The following is an 18,298-nucleotide window of genomic DNA, read 5'->3' on the forward strand; positions in this document are numbered from 1 at the left end:
GGAAATCATCGTTCTTTTTTCATGTCTTAGGAATTAGTTTTTTCCCAGACACTTTTGATTACGCTAAAGTTGTAATGTCGTTGAATTTAGGTAAATTATCGACAAATCTTTCATAGGCGGTTTGCTCATTAGTTTCAGTAATTTGTGCATTAGCAAAGTTCCTATTTCTTAAATCCTCTTCAGCAATAGAAATTTGATGAGTAAAGGTCGCATTTCCAATGAGTTCAATCCAGTAATTATTGTCTTCATAGTGAACAATGGTTTTTACCATGCCGCCTGGATTGTAAACGTTGATTGGTGTGTCAAATTCTGCCATTTCTGGTTTGGTTAAACAAAATGCTAATGAGGTAGCAGACATTCCAGTTCCACAAGCATTGGTAAAGCCAACACCGCGTTCATAAGTCCTCACAAATAAGCGATTCTTATCAAGGATTTGAGCAAAATTAACATTAACACCATCAGTGAAGTAAGGATTCTCACTATTGAGTCGTTTACCGACGATTCCTAGGATAGGACCTGTTATTTGTTTTTGATTAACAAAGCTAATTAAATGGGGATTCGGCACGGCAATAGAAGAAAAACGTAAACCGGGATAAAGTTCAGGAGCAAAATCATCTATTAGACGATCATGTCCTAAATTATCAAATGGCAAGGCTTCTTTATTGAAATGGACAGGCGAAATTTCAACTGCAAAGGCAGGAACGCTTGGGGCAAAGTCATCGTCTTTTCTAACGCGGAGACTAGCATTCATTGTATCAACCAAGAAATTAGTTTTTTGGTACTTTTCACTTAAATAACGAGCGACAGTTCTAAGCCCGTTGCCACACATTGAAGCTTCACTACCGTCGGCGTTGATAACACGCATTTGGGCCAAAGCATTTTCTCTGACTGGCTTATTGACTACTAATACACCGTCTGCACCGTCAAGAAGACCAGTTTGTGAATCTGTAAGCTTAATAGTTAATTCTTTTAGTTCAGAATCAGACAATTCTTGCTTCAATTCGGTTTGATCAAGGATAAAGAAATGATTTTGTGACCCATGTACTTTTAATAACTTAACCATGATTTTCTCCCTTCGTAAAAAATTGTTGATAGATAATTTTAACTGCTTCGTCTGCCTTTTCCTTCTTGGTTCCGATCATCATTGAGATTTGGGATGCACCTTGGTTGATCATGCGAGGTGAAATATCGTGATCACCTAAAGAATCTAAAATTTGGCGACTAACAACATGATATTTCTTCATTCCTTCACCAACGACCATGATAATGGCATAATCGTCAATCCATTCAAGTTGATCTGGATTGATTGTTGCTTGAATTTCATTACAAATTTGATCAATTAGCTGATCATTTAGGAAATCATTGTTAAAAATAATTGTGATGTCATCAATACCAGAAGGCATGTGTTCGTATGGCACATTGTGCTTGTACAAGATTTGTAGGATACGTAAAGTAAAACCAGCTTCTTTGTTTAGCAAATATTTATGCAAATAAAGAGCTGAGAATTGTTTTTGGCTGGTTACACCAGTAATAACATTATCTGGTACAAAGTCCTTGTCTGGAACGATGATAGTACCAGGTTGATCAGGCTCATGAGTATTTTTTACGTTGATAGGAATTTGGCCTTGAATAGCGGGAATCAAAGCTTCATCGTGAAAAACAGAGAAGCCCGCATAAGATAGTTCTCGCATCTCGCGATAAGTCATTTTCCTAATGGATTGTGGATTATCTACAATATGCGGATTAGCTGCAAAAATTCCGTTAACATCTGTAAAGTTTTCATACATATCTGCATGAAATCCGCGAGCTAGAATCGCCCCAGTAATATCGGATCCACCACGTGAAAATGTGGCAATATTACCTGATGGGGTGATACCGAAAAATCCAGGGAAAATAACCCGTTCATCAGGTTCTATTTTTACTTGGTCAAGATTGAGATAACTTTCCGGATTGACCAATGCATCGTTAGGTTCGCCCGTAACGATTAAACCCGCTTCTGTTGGATCAAGAAAGCGACTTTTAACACCTTGATGTTGCAATATCATGGCAATTAAACGGGCGTTAAGACGTTCGCCGTGAGCTTTAAAAGCGGCCATTAAGTAGCTCGAATTAGGATAATTTCTGCTAGGTAAAGCTAAAAGAATATCTTTGATAACCTTAAGTTCTTCGTCAGCTACACCAAAGAAATGCCCGATTTCTTGATAACGCATAAAAATGGTTTGGACGATTTCATCAGTATTTTCACTCTTAAGTGTCATATTGGCGTACTTGATTAAAAGATCTGTGATTTTGATGTCGTCATCGTTTCTTTTACCTGGCGCAGAAACTACGATTACGCGTCTTTCAGGATCACTTAAAATAATATTTAATGCTTGTTCTACATTTTGTCCGTTAGCTAAAGAGCTACCACCAAACTTAACTACTTTCATAACATAATCCCCTTAAAGTGAAATTTCATAATTCGTTAATTTAAAAATGGATCCAAACTAAATTAATTTGAATTTTAGCATTATTTTTTAATCTTGCAACAAAAAGTTGAAAATACCGGCCTTGAATAGAAAAGCATATATAGTATAAATTAAAAATCAATAAAAAAGTATTGACTAAAATTTAATAAGAATGTAGACTACATGTAAATCGAAGAGGCGCAACTGACATAAGTAGCAATTACGAGTTAGGCAAAACGAAGACTAATTGCGAAAGGGGAGGTTGCCGAAGCTTAAACCAGGCTAAAGGGATAAGCTGGGTCGTGATTGAATAAATTACGGACTGTCGCGGACAAAATTCGCGGAGCGCTATCGACCATTAGATTAAGTGAAGACTAATCCATTGTTTGTTTAGCGCAGACAATGGATTTTTTTATTGGGTGCTTCGCATGGATAGAGACTAGGGGCAAGATATGAATTCACAAATTTTAGAAAATCAGATCAATCAAGCAGGACATTTAACTATTGGCGGTGTTGATACAGTTGAATTAGCTAAAAAGTATGGCACACCTCTTGTTGTATACGATGTAGAGCAAATTCGTAATCAAATTAGAGCTTTTAAAAAGGTTTTTGAAGAAGAAAATGTAAAGTATGCCGTCAGTTATGCCAGCAAAGCATTTGCTTGTATAGCGATGTACCAAGTAGCTGCAGCAGAAGGAGCTTACACTGATGTGGTTTCAGATGGAGAGTTATATACAGCCTTGAAAGCACATTTTCCAGTAGAGAAAATCAGTTTTCACGGTAATAATAAGTCCAAGTCAGAACTTGAAATGGCCGTTAAAAATCATGTGGGCAAAATTATTGTTGATAATTTTCATGAAATTAAGTTATTGGATCAGGTCTTACGTGAACAAGATACCAAAATTGATGTCATGTTAAGAATTACGCCAGGCATTTCAGCTCATACACATGAATATGATCAAACAGGTCAGGTCGATAGTAAATTTGGTTTTGACTTAGAATCTGGTCAAGCCGATTTAGCCTTAGAACAAGTTTTAGCTAACTCAAGAATGAATATGATCGGGCTACATGCTCATATTGGATCACAAATTTTTGAATTGAATGGTTTTGAAATGGCTGCTAAAAAATTAATGGAAATTGCTGAAAATTGGCGTAGTCAATATGGTTATACTGCTCAAGTAATTAATGTCGGCGGTGGCTTTGGTATTAAATATACTGCAGAAGATAATCCATTAAAGCCAGAAGAATTTGTTAGGGCAATTGTTAAAACTATCAAAGAAGAAGCTAAAAATGCCTCATCTCCACTTCCAGAAATTGATATTGAACCTGGTCGCTCTATCGTAGGACCAGCCGGTTATAACTTATATACAACAGGGAGTCGCAAAATTGTTCCGGGTCATCGTCCATATGTAACTGTAGATGGCGGTATGGGTGATAATATTCGTCCAGCTCTATATGATGCAAAATATGAAACAGTTTTGGCTACTGATCCTCGAGCTGAATTGACTGAACATGTCAGAATCGCTGGTAAATATTGTGAAAGTGGTGACATCTTAGCTGAAGATCAAGCACTTCCAGCAACTAAATCAGGCTCACTTTTAGCAATGCTTGATACTGGAGCATATGGTTATTCAATGGCTTCAAATTATAACCGCAATGCTCGTCCAGCTGTTGTTTTTGCAGAAAAGGGCAAGGCTCAACTAGTCATTAAACGAGAAAGTCTAGAAGATTTAGTTCATTTAGATCAACCATATAATAATGAAGATTAATTTTTAAAGGGGAAAGATTATGACGAAATTAGATGCAAAAAGTATTATCAATTATATTGGCAATGCTCCTAAAAAAACGCCAGTTAAGGTCTTTATTAAGGGACGACTTGATCAAATCAAGTTTCCAGAAGGAATCGACAATTTCACTGAAGCACATTCCGGAGTGATTTTTGGTGATTGGAAAGATGTTGAACCATTTTTAAAAGAAAATTACAACAAGATTCAAGATTATCGTATTGAGAATAATGCTAGAAATTCAGCTGTGCCTCTGATTGATATGAAGAAATTTGATGCGCGAATTGAGCCAGGTGCTATTATTCGAGATCAGGTAGCTATTGGTAAAAATGCAGTCATCATGATGGGTGCGATTATTAATATCGGTGCTGAAATAGGTGATGATACCATGATTGATATGGGGGTTGTTTTAGGTGGACGTGCAATCGTCGGCAAGCATTGCCATATCGGTGCAGGCAGCGTTTTAGCAGGCGTAATTGAACCAGCTTCTGCTACTCCAGTTAAGATTGACGACAACGTAGTAATGGGTGCCAATGCAGTAGTGATCGAAGGTGTCCATGTTGGTGAAGGTGCCGTAATTGCCGCTGGTGCAGTCGTAACTCATGATGTAGCACCACATACGATGGTAGCTGGCGTTCCTGCTAAGGTAATTAAAAAGGTTGACGATCAAACTGAGAGCAAGACAGGACTAGAAGATAACTTGAGAAAGATTTAATTATGGCAGTTTTAACTGAAAGCGGGCTAATTCAAATTAGAAGGCATTTGCATGAAATTCCTGAATTAGCTTTACAAGAAAAAGAGACACATGATTATTTACTAGAAGTAATTAAGGGATTTAATTCAGAATTTTTAACTGTAAAAGTACCAGAAGAATTACCAACAGCGATTTTGGTACTAATTAAAGGAAGCAATCCGCAAAGAACAATTGGTTATCGGACCGATATTGATGCGTTACCAGTTGAGGAGAAAACAGATTTACCTTTTTCGTCAAAGCATCCAGGAGTTATGCATGCCTGTGGTCATGATATTCACATGAGTGTTGCATTAGGACTACTTAGTTATTTCAGTGAAAATCAGCCTAAGGATAATATGCTGTTCTTTTTCCAGCCAGCTGAAGAAAGTGAAAGTGGCGGTAAAAAAGCATATGAAAGAGGAATCTTTCAGGGGAAGTTTAAGCCTGATGAATTCTATGGCTTGCATGATAACCCTGAATTACCGGCTGGAATAATTGGTTGTCGTGAAGGTACATTATTTGCAGGAACTACTGAAGTTAACATTGATTTGGTTGGTAAGGGCGGTCATGCGGCTTTTCCGCAGAATGCTAATGACACTGTGGTGGCTGCTGCTAGTCTAATTATGCAAGTACAAACGGTTATTTCACGAAGTATCGATCCAATTCAAAGCGGTGTTATCACTTTGGGTAAGGTTAGAGCTGGAACTATTAGAAATGTAATCGCTGGACAGACTCGGATTGAAGGAACAATTCGCGGATTAACGCAAAAAATGATTCTGCAAATTGATCAACGGTTGCGTGATCTATGTGAAGGTATAGCTCGTAGCTATAACATGAAAGTAAATCTTGAGTTAAATCAGGGTGGTTATTGGCCAGTAGAAAATAATCCAGAGCTAACTAAAAACTTCATTAATTATATGAAGAATAATCCGGAAGTGGATTTTGTTGAAACTAAGCCAAAAATGACAGGAGAAGATTTTGGCTTCTTACTTGCCAAATTTCCAGGAACAATGTTTTGGCTAGGTGTTGGTGATCCAAATTCACAGCTGCATTCAGCAACTTTGAATCCAGACGAAAAGAGTATTATGCGCGGAGTTAACGCAATTAAGGGATTTTTAATCGATAGAATGGGGAACTAATATGGCTACATTAATTGATGCAGATTTATTGACGGCAATTGTGACGCCATTTGATGAGAATAAAAAGATTGATTTTGATAGTTTGGAAAAATTAACCAATTACTTAATTGAGCAAGGCTGTAATGGCTTTGTGATAGGTGGTACGACCGGTGAAACCCCGACTTTGACTCATGATGAAAAGATCGAATTGTATAAACACTTTGGTCAAATCGTTAATGGCCGTGCTGTTGTGATTGCCGGAACTGGTAGCAATAATACTGCTGAAACAATTAAATTTACCAATGAAGTGGCAGAAATTGACGGCATTGATTATGCATTGGTTGTTGTACCGCCATATAATAAGCCAAATCAACGCAGCATGGTTGCTCACTTTACTGCAGTGAATGACAACGTTAAGATGCCAATTTTAATCTACAATATTCCAGGCAGAACCGGCGTCAAGATGGAAAAAGAGACGGTTGTTCAATTATCTAAATTAGATAATATTAAGGGAATTAAGCAATGTGCATCCCTTGAAGAAATGGAATACATCATCGATCATAAAGCAGCGAATTTTCAAGTCTTTACCGGAGAAGATACCCAAGCCTTAACTGCAAGATTGCTCGGAGCAAATGGTGTCGTTTCCGTAGCCTCTCATATTTATACTAAAGAAATGCGCCGGATGTATGATGCTTTATATGAAGGAAAATATCCCGAAGCAGCAAGAATTCAACGTTGGTTAACGCCTAGAATGCAAGCTCTGTTCATGTATCCATCTCCATCACCAGTAAAGGCAGTTTTAAATGCACAAGGTTTTGAAACAGGAGATTGTCGTTTGCCTTTAGTTGCCTTGAATGATGAAGAAAAAGTAACTTTAGCCCAGCATTTAGGCTTAGAAGATAAAGCCTTATTGCAAAAATTGCCACTAGATTTAGGAAAGGACCTTGAAAATGACTAAAAAAGTATTAATTGCAGGTTTTACGGGGGCCATGGGGCAAAAAGCCGTGAATTTAGTTAACAATATGCCAGGTTTTGAAGTAGTTGCAGGACTTTCTCCAATTGCCGAAAATAATCCTGAACAATATCATTTGCCTGCAGACGCTAAAATTTTTAAGAGCCTGACAGAAATTCCTGATCATTTAGCAGACTTTTGGATCGACTTTACTACACCTAAGGCAGTATATGACAATGTAAAATTTGCATTGCAACATCATATTAGACCAATAGTAGGTACTACCGGTATGAGTGATGAGCAAGAAGCAGAACTGATTGAACTTTCAAGAAAAGAAAAAGTAGGCGGTCTGATTGCCCCCAATTTCGGAATGTCCGCAGTTTTGTTGATGAAATTTGCAAAAGAAGCTGCTAAATATTTCCCAGATGTTGAAATTATTGAAATGCATCACGCTGATAAAAAAGATGCTCCGTCCGGAACGGCGCTTGCTACAGCTAAGATGATTGCTGAAAATCGTCCTGAACATCAAACAGCACCAGATGAAGTGGAAACCTTGAAAAATGTTCGCGGTGGTGATTATCAAGGAATCAAGATTCATTCAGTTCGTCTGCCTGGCTATATTGCACATGAACAAGTATTATTTGGGGGACCGGGTGAAGCATTAACTATTCGTCAAGATTCATTTGATCGTGGCTCATTTATGAGTGGAGTAAAAGTGGCGTTAGAAAAAGTTGACCAATTAGATGAATTAGTAATTGGTTTAGAAAATATCCTTTAAAGACTAAGGGAGGAAAGATTATGCCGGAATTAGCTAATGATTTAGGTTTTAGCCAAAAAGTACAAAATGTCAAAGCTTCAGGAATTAGAATCTTTGATAATAAGGTTTCAACTATTCCAGGAATCATCAAATTAACTTTAGGCGAGCCTGATATGAATACGCCTGAACATGTTAAAGAAGCCGCAATTAAAAGCATCCAAAATAATGATTCACACTATGCTCCTCAAAAAGGAAAATTAGAATTGCGACAAGCTATTAGCAACTATTTAGATAAGACTATCGGCGTTAAATACGATCCAGAAACAGAAATTGTAGTTACAGTTGGTGCTACAGAAGCGATCAACGCTGCACTTTTTGCTATTACTAATCCTGGTGACAAGATAGCTATTCCAACGCCAGTCTTTTCATTATATTGGCCAGTTGCTACTTTAGCCGATGCCAGTTACGTGTTGATGAACACAACTGCAGATAATTTCAAATTAACGCCGCAAAAATTGACTGAGACTATTAAAGAAAATCCGACAATTAAAGCCGTGATTTTAAATTATCCAACTAATCCAACAGGTGTGGAATATACAGAAGATGAAATTAAGGCTTTGGCTAAGGTAATTGAAGAAAATCATTTGTACGTTATTACTGATGAAATTTACAGTACTTTGACTTATGGTGTTGAGCATCATTCTATTGCTAGTTTGATTCCTGAGCGAGCAATTTATATTTCTGGTTTATCCAAGTCCCATGCGATGACTGGCTATCGTTTAGGATACATTACAGGACCTGCTAAAATTATGGATCAAATCGGTAAAGTACACGGCTTAATGGTAACAACGACAACTGATTCATCCCAAGCCGCAGCGATCGAAGCATTAGAAAATGGATTAAATGATCCAGTGGAGTATCGCAAAGTTTACCAAAAACGAAGAGATTTTGTCTTAGAAAAATTAAATAAGATGGGGATGCAAGCAGTAAAGCCGGAAGGAGCCTTCTACATCTTTACGAAAATCCCATCTCAATATGGCAAAGATGATATGCAATTTGCATTAGACTTGGCCTTCAAAGCTAAGGTAGGCGTAACTCCTGGTAGTGCCTTTGGTCCTGGCGGTGAAGGTTATGTAAGATTGTCATATGCATCTAGCGATGAGAACTTACAAGAAGCAATGAAGAGAATGAATGATTTTTTACAAGAGGTTGAATAAAAATGGTTAGAGAATATAATGTTGCAATTTTAGGAGCTACGGGTGCTGTTGGTAGAAGAATGATTGATCAATTGGCTAAGTCAACTATTCCGGTAAAAAGTATAAAGTTATTAGCCTCATCACGTTCAGCTGGTACTGTATTAAAGTTTAGAGATCAAGATTTAACTGTTGAGGAAACTACACCAGAATCCTTCGATGGCGTTGATTTAGTTCTTTCATCAGCTGGCGGTGCAGTATCAAAGAAATTTTTACCAGAAGCTGTTAAGCGCGGTGCAGTTTGTGTAGATAATACCAGTGCTTTTAGAATGGAACCAGATGTCCCATTAGTTGTACCAGAAGTAAATCCAGATGCATTGAAAGAGCATCACGGTATTATTGCCAATCCAAATTGTTCAACTATTCAAATGGTGATGGCTTTGGAACCAATTAGAAGAAAGTTTGGTTTGAAGCAAATTATCGTTTCAACTTATCAAGCAGCTTCCGGTGCAGGTCAAGCCGCAATTGAAGAATTAAAAAAGGAAACACAAGATTATTTGGATGGCAAAGATATGCAAGCAGATGCACAAATTTTGCCAACTAAAGGTGATAAGAAGCATTATCCACTAGCATTTAACCTTTTACCACAAATTGATGTCTTAGAAGATTCTGGTTATTCTCATGAAGAATGGAAGATGATTCATGAAACCAAGAAGATTATGCTTAACGACATGAACGCTAAAGACATCAAAGTCACTGCAACTTGTGTTAGAGTCCCTGTTCCAATTGCTCACGGTGAAAGTGTATACTTCACTGTTGAAGATGAAAGTGCAACAACTCAAGATATCATGGCTGCAGTTGCTGACTTCCCAGGTGTTGTGCTTGAAGATGATATTAAACATCAAATTTATCCTCAACCTATTAATGCAGCAGGTAAGCGCGAGACTTTTGTTGGTCGTATTCGTCCTGATTATGAAAATCCAGGTGCATTTAATATGTGGATCGTAGCTGATAACCTCTTAAAGGGTGCAGCTTGGAACACTGTTGAAAATGCGGAATACTTAGTAAAAATGAATTTGATCTAAAACTAAAAATAAAAAAGCACAAATATTGTTTAGTAGGCAATATTTGTGCTTTTAATTTTGTGGTAGAATATTTCAGGATTAAATGGCAGAGGGGGATTTTTTAGATTGAAGTCAAAAAAGATAATGTTAGCCATTTCATTTTTATCTTCATTTATTTTTTTAGGTAATAGCGCAACAGTTAATGCCAAGACATATTCCAATAGTCAATTACGTAAATATGCTATTAAAACAATGAATAAGCATCATTTACGCGGCACGATTGAAATTGTTAAGGATGGACATCGTCAAACTGCTAATGTTGGTTATGGCTACTACAGACGTAAAATTAAAAATGGTAATAAGAAATTATTATATCCTGTTGGCTCATTGCAAAAATCTGTAACAGCGGCAATTATTACGCAGTTAATTTATCAAAAAAAGTTTTCACAAAATACTAAAATCTCACGGTGGTATCCAAGATTAAAGCAGGCTAAGCATATTACAGTAGGTCAATTAATGACCCATACTTCAGGAATTAATGTGATTGGTACCGAGTCTAGTCATGGTATTAATTTCTCTGAAAAGGGCGCAATTAATTGGACTGTTGCTAAGGCCAATGCTACATCTCACACCAAGCGGGGAGCTTTTAATTATAATAATGCCAATTATGTTTTGCTTGCAGGTATCATTCGCAAGGTAACAGGCAAATCTTATGCAGCAAACGTAAAAAGCAGAATTATTAAACCACTTCATTTAAAACATACATATATTTATCAAAATATTCCTCGTTCAAAGACAGATGCTATTTCATATCTTTATCGTCATGGTAAAAACTATCAAAGCGCTTCTTATGCTAATAGATATGTAGTGTCTCAACTTACAGGTGCGGGAAACTTATTCTCTACCGCTGGTGATTATTATAAGATTCAACGAGGATTGCATAATGGCAAAGTTTTAACTGAGAAGAAATTCAATTATTTAAGTCATTTAAAATCCAAAGTTAATACATACTCTGGCGGTTTTTATTTAAAAGATGGTGGTAAACTGAAATTAGCTTATGGTAATTTTGGAGATACTCATTTTACTAATTGGATGCAACTTACTACAGACAATAAAAATGGAATTGTGATGTTTTTAAATCAGTCATATGGTAGTAAAAATCAAATTAAAAGCGTAGGTTATAGCATTTTAAAACATATTAAATCTAACACTTTTATTAAAAGATAGAGGCTAAAGATGAAAACAGGAGATCAATTTACTGATTGGGCAATTGAATTACAGAGCATTGCTCAAAATGGTTTGAAATATGGTCATGATGTCTTTGATCGTGAACGATATGAACAGATTCGCCAAATTGCGGCTGAAATGATGACTGTTAAAACAGAGATACCAATTGAAAAGGTGAAAACTTTATTTTGCGGTGATGAAGGTTATCAGACTCCAAAAATAGAGACAAGAGCTGCAATTTTTAAAGATGATCAGATTTTATTAGTTCATGAGAAACTATCTGACGATTGGTCACTTCCGGGTGGTTGGTGTGAAGCCAATCTTTCTACAGAAGAAAACTGTATTAAGGAAGCAAAAGAAGAATCAGGTAGAGATGTCAAACCAATTAAATTGATCGCTTTACAAGATCGAAATAAACATAATAAGCCAATTCGAGCTACTGGAATTATAAAAGCTTTTTATTTGTGCAAGGTAATAGGTGGCGAATTCGAAAAGAACATTGAAACTACAGATTGTCGTTACTTTTCATTAAATAATCTGCCTAAGTTATCACTTGGTCGAAATACGCCTGAACAAATAAAGATGTGTTATGAGGCATCCAAAGATCCCAATTGGCAAACTGTTTTTGATTAACGAAAAGCAAGATGGAAAAATCCATCTTGCCTTTTTCATCTGTGATTTTTTGGCATCTTGGGCAGCTGATCAAATAATTCTCCAATAAGTTTGAAGAAACCGTAGATAATTAATAAAATTCCCATTATCAGGATAGATTTGCGATCGAATGCTCGTGGATTAATGATGACGATAATTCCTAAGGCAAAGGCGATAACTGCTTCCGTAGCCACGACTGTGATCCGGAATACGCCTGATATTCTATGAAGAATTAGTTGCCGCAGTCTGACATAAGAATAAATAATTAAAAATATTCCCAAGAAATAGTGAGCTAAGAAGATTAACAAACGATTATTAGAAATTAAAGCCGTTGATAGAGCAAAAACAACTAAGTATGAAATAATAAAGAACTGTTTCTGCTTCCCTTTTAAACTAGAATTTGCCGTATCTAAAATTTGATGGACACTAAAGCCAATTCCAGCAAATGCTACTAGAACACCAAAAGCACGTAATGCATATTGAGGCAGGGTTAAACTGATGATACCCAACACTACCAGGATCCAACCAACGATTGTATCAGTCGAAAACAGTACTTTAGTTAGATGGCGACTTTTGATTGTTTGCCAAATTGATGAAAACAAGGAGCCAAAAACGAAGCGTGTTCTACGAGAAGAATTTGTGAATGACAGCAGAATAGCTCCAAAACCACCGAAACCATTTTTATCTAATTCGTTGATCTTGGTAGCGCCACTTGCGCCTAGTGCAGCAAATAAATCATTGGTTAGAGATTCGCGTTCTTCAAGCGTTGCGTTTCCAATCCATTGGTTGATTAGTTGATTGTAAACTTTTGATTGCGGATTTCTATGCCTTTTAGTATCAAAGCTCGAACCAATGATTTGCCAACTGAAAGTATCATGTTGACTCAAATTATTGCGCGTACTATTCACAATAGTTGGATGGATCCCGTCAGGTTCAAATAAGCGGCCGATAACGCTAAACTCTGGCACAAATCTTCTTAACGTGTTTTGTAGATATTTTAATGGAAGCTGTGCACCTACTTCTTCAGCGATACCAGGAGAATCAAAAGTGTAAATCCGCTTAATTCGTTTACGAAGTTTGGGCTCAATATTAATTGCAGCATATTCGGCTAAATTGCCACCTTTTGAGTGACCACAAAGATAATAATCTTGATCGTCCGCTTTTAAAATACGTTCGAGTAATTTAACTGCTTGCTTTTGTGCAACAGTAATTCTGAAACTAATTTCAAAGTCTTCTTTCCAACCGATAAGTGAATCATCTGTACCACGAAAGGCGACGAAATTAGTTCCATCAGTTAATTCGATTTTAATGGCACTAAATTGAGTATGTTCAGTTAACGTGCTAGTAAAATAAGATAATTGCGCCTTTTTAAAACGCTCGGCTCGTGCCATTAATTTAAATAGTTCTTGATATTGCAAATTATCCTTACGTGGGTGATCATCTGCAAAATAGAGCTTAGCTGCTTCATCTACAGTAATTGTTTTAGCATCGCCACTAACAATATCATGCAATTCAAGATAAGAAAAAATAGATAAAACAAGTGCATCAATATCATTGAAAGGCGATGTACTAAAGTCAATGTCTCCACGCCATTTTAAATATGTAAGAATATTATTATCTGGATACATGTTTTACCTCTTCAAATGAAAAAACTATAATCCCCTCTACAATTTTAACGTAACTATTGAGAGATAGTGTAACAAAAAACTTTTTTAGCTATTTAGCAACATTTGTTATTTTATACTATAATAAAAACAGGTAGAAGGGGATTCAACTACCTGTAATGATGGATTATAATAAGGACTTATAGAAATTATAACCCGCACATAAGTATATCAGTTATTGATAGTTAATGGTATACTTATATCTTTACATTTTTTGAAAAAATTACTCTTGTATGTATTGTACAATATGTATGAGGGCGTTTTTTTATTTTAAAAGGGGAATTTTTATGTTAAAAGATGGAATATATGATGCTGAAGCAAGAGGCATGGCAGGCTTTGTTAAAGTGAAGTTAACTGTTAAGGATCAAAAAATCGTGGCAGCTGATTTAGATTTATCTACTGAAACGCCACGATATGGTCAAAAAGCAGAAAAGCAGCTTGAAAATGAAATTCTGACTAAGCAATCTGCAGATATCGATGCGGTAAGTGGTGCAACTTTTACTTCAAATGGAGTTAAAGAAGCAGTTACGGATGCTCTAAAGCAAGCAAAAAAGTAGAGGAAGATTAATGCACGTTACAACATACTTTGTTATTGGAGCAATTATCATCTTGATTATTGCCCTTTTTCGTTCGGAGCATAAATTTGAATTTTTGAAGGCGGCAATTTTATTTCTTGCTCAAATTTTCTTTAGTACAGTTAACTTTTTGCTCTTTTTTGTAATTGCATATTTCATGATGCAGGATAAGGATCATGTGAATTTAGGGAATCTCTTCTTGTTGCTGGCGGCATTTGTGGTACTTTCCGGGATGTTTATCTATTGGGGAATGCGAGTGGCCGCTCATGTTTTCAAGTTTTCGACGACGACTTTGACTTTGGTTGAATATTATATTCAATGGTCGCTGATTTATGTGACAGTTTATCAGGCAATTTTCAGCAATATTAAGCATATCAGTACGATTACTCACTTCATTAGAGTAGGTAATTTCCTAGATCCGAATTTGCTAGTGGTTGTCGTTTTACCTTCATTTATTTCGGCGTGGATTGCCGTGATTTTATATAAAAAGTTTATTAAGGCAATTTAATTAAAAAGCATCCCAATTCCGGGATGCTTTTATTGTTCATGGTAATGTTATTACTTAGTTCTCTCAAGAATTTCATCCATCTTTTGGAAGAATAATTCCTTGTTTGCTTTAGTAACGATGTCAACTTCACGACCGTTAGGATCACGTCTAAAGCTACCAGCACTCATTCCATCAGTAATAACTGTAGCCTTAGCTTTTTCAGTTTTAACAACTTCTGGATACAATGCACTAACTGTAGTAAGTACATCCCAAAGGTAAAGTTCAGCAGAAGGGATTGAGATAATTAGGCTGTAGCCTTGGCCAACTAAATCCATAGCTGGATATTTGCGTAAACTTGCCCAGTGTTGCCGCAATTCATCATTTAATGGGATCTCTTCAGTACTTTCAAGGCCCACCATTTGAATTGAAATATTGGAATCAAAAACGCGTTTAACAGCGTATGGATCCCAGAATGAATTCCATTCCTGACTGCCATCTGCGTTAACCATGGCTACGTTACCATGATCATCAAGAGAGCCGCCCATCCAGTAAAGTTTTTTGATATGTTTTTCAATATCTAGGTCAACATCAAGAGCACGTGCTAAGTCAGTTAAAGGACCGGTCATAATTAATGTGACTGGTTCTTTTGCATGCTTAAGTTTTTCAACCATATCAAGGTGAGCAGGTAATTCAGCTTGTGGAGTATCGATCGAACCCTTTTCGTTTAAGATAGGTAAATAATTAAAGGAATATGTAGCCATGCGCCAGTCGTGTGGGAATTGGTTGACAGCTCTTGAATTTGAACGGGCAACTGCTAATTTATCTCCGCGCAGATTAAAAAGATCAGTCATCTTACGGCATGCTGCAACAGAGGGATCGATAAAACCGTCGGCATCGATTGCACCGACACCTAACAATTTGATATCAGGAGCTTGCAAAAGAAGCAGGTAAGATACTAAATCGTCAATGTTACCATCATGATTAAAATATATTTGTTTCATTTTTTGAACCTTTCTAACTAATTACATTCATTTTAGCATGTCTAATTAACAAGAAATATTTTAATTTAAGATATTTGTAAAACCGCTTACATTAATCTTATAATAAGAATATTGATATACACAGAAAGGCAATAACTATGAAACAAATTAAAATGGGACCATCTACGCTTTCCATTCCGGCTATGGCTTTAGGCATTATGCGGATGAATCAAAAAAGCGTAACAGAAGCGGCGGATGCAATTAGTGCAGCTTATGAAGAAGGAATTAACTTTATCGATTCAGCCGATATATATGGCGGTGGAAAGTCAGAAACAGTTTTTGGGCAGGCACTAAAAGAAACAAAGATTGGCCGAGATAAGCTCTTCATCCAATCTAAAACAGGGATTGTACCAGGCAAGCGATATGATTTTTCTGAAAAATATATTTTGACTGCTGTAGATGGCATCCTAGACAGAATGCAGGTTGACTACTTAGATAGCTTGGTTCTGCACCGGCCCGATATTTTGATGGATCCAGAGGAGGTAGCGGAGGCTTTTGATACATTGCAGGCACAAGGGAAGGTGCGCTTCTTTGGTGTTTCTAACTTTAATGCTAGTGAAATTGAATTGCTTAAAACAGCAGTGACTCAGCCAATTATGTTTGACCAATTGCAGTTTGGCTTGATGCATACGGGGATGCTTGATAGTATTGTTCATACCAACATGACCGATGAAAAGTCAGTAGATCATGATGGCCAAACGTGGAATTACTTATTGCGGCACAGAATAACATTGCAGTGCTGGTCACCATTCCAATATGGTATGTTTGAAGGAACCTTTATCAATAATTCGAAGTTTCCGCAATTAAATGAAGAATTAGAAAAGTTAGCCGAACATTATCAAGTAGGTAAAAATGCAATTGCAGCCAGTTGGATTTTGCGTTGTCCTGGACAGATTCAAATCTTGGTTGGTTCAATGAATCCTCAGCATATTGCGGATTCAGCGGCTGGTAGCGACATTCAATTAACTAAGCAAGAATGGTACGATTTGTATTTAGCAGCCGGTAATGATTTGCCATAATAAGTTAAAAAGGCCAAATGAAAAGAGTTAGATGAATTTCACCTAACTCTTTTTTTAGTAATTAAGATAATTATTTTAATCTAAATCTTTACCGTTTGATTTGATGACCTTCTTGTACCAGAAGAATGAATCCTTACGTGAACGAGCCAAAGTACCTTCACCGGCATCATTCTTGTCAACGTAGATAAAGCCGTAACGCTTGTCCATTTGACCAGTACCAGCAGAAACCAAGTCGATGCAGCCCCATGGAAGGTAACCCATTAAGTCAACACCGTCGAGTTCAACAGCCTTTTCCATTTCTGAAATATGGTTTCTCAAGTAGTCGATTCTGTAGTCATCGTGAACCTTGCCGTCTTCAACCTTGTCGTAAGCACCAAGACCATTTTCAACGATGAACAATGGCTTGTGGTAACGATCTTGCAATTGGTTTAAGGCAATTCTTAAACCTTCTGGATCGATTTCCCAGCCCCAGTCACTACGCTTCAAAGTAGGGTTCTTAGCTACAGCTTTAGCTAAATCAGTTAAATCATCAGGCTTAACTTTTTCGCTTGAAACAGTAGTAGTTTGGTAGTAACTAAAGCCAACATAATCAACTGTACCTTCCTTTAAGACAATTCTATCTTCATCAGTGATGTCAGGACGGTAGCCATTTCTTTCGATATAAGCTTCAACAGCATTTGGATATTCGCCAAAAACATGAACGTCTGAGAACCAATCACGGCGTTGCTCCCACTTGTCAGCTAATAATACATCATCACTTGATGGAGTAAGTGGACGAACAGGTGAGTAGTTGATCATACAACCAATTTGGAAGTTAGGGTTGATCTTGTGACCAATCTTAACTGCTAATGCAGAAGCAACTAATTCATAGTGACCAGCTTGATACATTGCAGCTTCTTTATCCCTGTCAGTCATGTCATCTTTGAAAAGAATACCAGAATTAGTAGCCATTAAGAAGTCATTGTTAAATGCTGATTGGTTATCAATTTCATTGAAAGTCATCCAGTACTTAACCTTGTTCTTGTAACGCTTGAAGCAAACTTCTGCGAAATGTACGAAGAAGTCAATTACTTTACGGTTGGTAAAACCACCATAGTTCTTAGCCAAATTGAATGGCATTTCAAAGTGGGAGAGGGTAATTACAGGTTCAATGCCGTATTCATGACAGGTATCAAATAAATCGTCATAAAATTTTAAACCTTCTTCATTAGGTTCTTTTTCATCACCGTTAGGGAAAATTCTAGTCCAGGCAATAGAAGTTCTGAAAGCCTTAAAGCCCATTTCTGCCATTAACTTGATGTCTTCCTTGTAGTGGTGGTAGAAATCAATTGCTGAGTGGTTAGGATAGTTCTTACCTGGAAGAACACCATCAGTAATTTCACGTGGCTTAGTAGCGGAACCGACTGTCATAACATCGGCAACGGAAACTCCTTTGCCGCCTTCTTTCCAAGCACCTTCAAGTTGGTGAGCAGCTACAGCACCACCCCATAAAAAGTTTTTTGGCATTTTTGCTGAATACATTAATTATTCCTCTCTTTCTGTATGTAACTGGAAACGTTTACAATAGTCATTCTGACACAGTGTATT

At 36.9% G+C, this 18,298-nt stretch carries 17 protein-coding genes and 1 riboswitch; of the genes, 12 read left to right on the forward strand and 5 right to left on the reverse strand.

The annotated features are described in order from the left end of the window. Window positions 1-58: 58 nt before the first annotated feature. Entirely contained in the window at window positions 59-1,063 is a 1,005-nt protein-coding gene (gene dapF, locus CP355_RS02805; RefSeq protein WP_025006164.1) for a diaminopimelate epimerase, read from the reverse strand. Beyond that, entirely contained in the window at window positions 1,056-2,429 is a 1,374-nt protein-coding gene (locus tag CP355_RS02810) for an aspartate kinase (RefSeq protein ID WP_087175812.1), read from the reverse strand. The genes dapF and CP355_RS02810 overlap by 8 nt, the downstream gene beginning before the upstream one ends. Before the next feature lie 203 nt (window positions 2,430-2,632). Continuing rightward, a riboswitch (Lysine riboswitch) is annotated at window positions 2,633-2,807 on the forward strand. A 92-nt stretch (window positions 2,808-2,899) separates the two neighbouring features. Between CP355_RS02810 and lysA the strand changes: the two genes are divergently transcribed. The 9 genes from lysA (at window position 2,900) to CP355_RS02855 (ending at window position 11,908) form a co-directional block, all read left to right on the forward strand. Continuing rightward, complete coding sequence (gene lysA / locus CP355_RS02815; protein WP_098043854.1) at window positions 2,900-4,216, forward strand: diaminopimelate decarboxylase; 1,317 nt, start codon at window positions 2,900-2,902, stop codon at window positions 4,214-4,216. Between the two features lie 19 nt (window positions 4,217-4,235). Next, the gene (dapD, locus tag CP355_RS02820; RefSeq protein WP_025006161.1) at window positions 4,236-4,946 is read left to right on the forward strand and encodes a 2,3,4,5-tetrahydropyridine-2,6-dicarboxylate N-acetyltransferase; all 711 of its coding nucleotides are present in this window, start codon (window positions 4,236-4,238) and stop codon (window positions 4,944-4,946) included. Window positions 4,947-4,948: 2 nt separating this feature from the next. After that, the gene (locus CP355_RS02825; protein ID WP_098043855.1) at window positions 4,949-6,103 is read left to right on the forward strand and encodes an N-acetyldiaminopimelate deacetylase; all 1,155 of its coding nucleotides are present in this window, start codon (window positions 4,949-4,951) and stop codon (window positions 6,101-6,103) included. A gap of 1 nt (window position 6,104) precedes the next feature. After that, entirely contained in the window at window positions 6,105-7,040 is a 936-nt protein-coding gene (dapA, locus tag CP355_RS02830) for a 4-hydroxy-tetrahydrodipicolinate synthase (RefSeq protein ID WP_098043856.1), read from the forward strand. Beyond that, window positions 7,033-7,812, forward strand: a complete 780-nt coding sequence (dapB, locus tag CP355_RS02835; protein ID WP_025006158.1) for a 4-hydroxy-tetrahydrodipicolinate reductase — start codon at window positions 7,033-7,035, stop codon at window positions 7,810-7,812. Before dapA ends, dapB begins: the two co-directional genes overlap by 8 nt. 20 nt (window positions 7,813-7,832) lie before the next feature. Continuing rightward, the gene (locus tag CP355_RS02840; RefSeq protein WP_025006157.1) at window positions 7,833-9,008 is read left to right on the forward strand and encodes an aminotransferase class I/II-fold pyridoxal phosphate-dependent enzyme; all 1,176 of its coding nucleotides are present in this window, start codon (window positions 7,833-7,835) and stop codon (window positions 9,006-9,008) included. Window positions 9,009-9,010: 2 nt separating this feature from the next. After that, entirely contained in the window at window positions 9,011-10,069 is a 1,059-nt protein-coding gene (locus CP355_RS02845; protein WP_098043857.1) for an aspartate-semialdehyde dehydrogenase, read from the forward strand. A gap of 105 nt (window positions 10,070-10,174) precedes the next feature. Further along, window positions 10,175-11,275, forward strand: a complete 1,101-nt coding sequence (locus CP355_RS02850) for a serine hydrolase domain-containing protein (RefSeq protein ID WP_369823211.1) — start codon at window positions 10,175-10,177, stop codon at window positions 11,273-11,275. A gap of 9 nt (window positions 11,276-11,284) precedes the next feature. Next, window positions 11,285-11,908 (forward strand): NUDIX hydrolase, encoded by a 624-nt coding sequence (locus CP355_RS02855; RefSeq protein ID WP_025006154.1) that lies wholly within the window; start codon window positions 11,285-11,287, stop codon window positions 11,906-11,908. A gap of 35 nt (window positions 11,909-11,943) precedes the next feature. Here CP355_RS02855 and CP355_RS02860 read toward each other — a convergent pair whose 3' ends face one another. Further along, window positions 11,944-13,554 carry an Mbeg1-like protein gene (locus CP355_RS02860; protein WP_098043858.1) on the reverse strand — a complete coding sequence of 537 codons (1,611 nt, stop codon included), beginning with the start codon at window positions 13,552-13,554 and terminating at the stop codon, window positions 11,944-11,946. Window positions 13,555-13,877: 323 nt separating this feature from the next. Between CP355_RS02860 and CP355_RS02865 the strand changes: the two genes are divergently transcribed. Together CP355_RS02865 and CP355_RS02870 are read left to right on the forward strand one after the other, a co-directional pair. Beyond that, window positions 13,878-14,147: an FMN-binding protein gene (locus CP355_RS02865; RefSeq protein WP_098043859.1), complete on the forward strand. Its 270-nt coding sequence runs from the start codon at window positions 13,878-13,880 to the stop codon at window positions 14,145-14,147. Between the two features lie 10 nt (window positions 14,148-14,157). Then, window positions 14,158-14,673 (forward strand): hypothetical protein, encoded by a 516-nt coding sequence (locus tag CP355_RS02870; RefSeq protein WP_087175821.1) that lies wholly within the window; start codon window positions 14,158-14,160, stop codon window positions 14,671-14,673. Between the two features lie 50 nt (window positions 14,674-14,723). Here CP355_RS02870 and CP355_RS02875 read toward each other — a convergent pair whose 3' ends face one another. Then, entirely contained in the window at window positions 14,724-15,653 is a 930-nt protein-coding gene (locus tag CP355_RS02875) for a nucleoside hydrolase (protein ID WP_087235613.1), read from the reverse strand. 137 nt (window positions 15,654-15,790) lie between these two features. On the opposite strand from CP355_RS02875, the gene CP355_RS02880 reads away from it, so the two are divergent. After that, a complete protein-coding gene (locus tag CP355_RS02880; RefSeq protein WP_087175823.1) occupies window positions 15,791-16,711 on the forward strand; it encodes an aldo/keto reductase family oxidoreductase in 921 nt (306 codons plus the stop codon). Window positions 16,712-16,786: 75 nt separating this feature from the next. On the opposite strand, the gene CP355_RS02885 is transcribed toward CP355_RS02880, so the two are convergent. Beyond that, the gene (locus tag CP355_RS02885) at window positions 16,787-18,232 is read right to left on the reverse strand and encodes a 6-phospho-beta-glucosidase (RefSeq protein WP_098043860.1); all 1,446 of its coding nucleotides are present in this window, start codon (window positions 18,230-18,232) and stop codon (window positions 16,787-16,789) included. Window positions 18,233-18,298 lie beyond the last annotated feature (66 nt).

The sequence above is a fragment of the Lactobacillus sp. UMNPBX4 genome, assembly GCF_002554115.1.
In the GTDB taxonomy this organism is placed as follows: domain Bacteria; phylum Bacillota; class Bacilli; order Lactobacillales; family Lactobacillaceae; genus Lactobacillus; species Lactobacillus gallinarum.